The following is an 816-nucleotide window of genomic DNA, read 5'->3' on the forward strand; positions in this document are numbered from 1 at the left end:
GCACCAGGCCCTGCTGGCCGAAGACCCGGCCGCCGCCGAAGACCACGACGAATACCTTGCCGACAACATTTTTTGGGTACCAAAGGAAGCACGTTGGTCCTACCTGCGCGCCAACGCCAAGCACCCTGCCATCGGCGTGTTGATCGACGAGGCCATGCGCGCCATCGAGCACGACAACCCGTCGCTCAAGGGTGTGCTGCCGAAGGACTACGCCCGCCCCGCGCTCAACAAGGTGATGCTGGGCGAGCTGATCGACCTGCTGTCCAACATCGGCCTGGGTGACGAAGCCCAGCGTGCCCGGGACATCCTCGGCCGCGTCTACGAATACTTCCTCGGCCAGTTCGCCGGGGCCGAGGGCAAGCGCGGTGGCGAGTTCTACACCCCCCGCTGCGTGGTGCGCGTGCTGGTGGAAATGCTGGAGCCCTACAAGGGCCGCGTCTACGACCCCTGTTGCGGCTCCGGCGGCATGTTCGTGCAGAGCGAAAAGTTCGTCGAGGAGCACGGCGGACGGCTGGGCGACATCGCCATCTACGGTCAGGAGAGCAACTACACCACCTGGCGGCTGTGCAAGATGAACCTGGCGGTGCGCCGCATCGACGCCGACATCCGCTGGAACAACGAAGGCAGTTTCCACCGCGACGAATTTGCGCACCTGCGGTTCGACTACATCCTTGCCAACCCGCCGTTCAACATTTCCGACTGGGGCGGCGAGCGTCTGCGCGAGGACGTGCGCTGGACGTTCGGCGTGCCGCCCGTGGGCAACGCCAACTACGCCTGGCTGCAACACATCCATCACCACCTCGCCCCCAACGGCAC

The 816-nt window shown here is 65.2% G+C and carries 1 protein-coding gene; it reads left to right on the forward strand.

Annotation, left to right across the window (positions count from 1 at the left end; genetic code table 11):
- On the forward strand, nt 1–816 hold an 816-nt coding region (locus Taqua_RS13100), incomplete at both ends, for a class I SAM-dependent DNA methyltransferase (protein WP_144326998.1).

Source organism: Tepidimonas aquatica (genome assembly GCF_007556585.1).
GTDB classification, from domain to species: Bacteria; Pseudomonadota; Gammaproteobacteria; order Burkholderiales; family Burkholderiaceae_C; genus Tepidimonas; species Tepidimonas aquatica.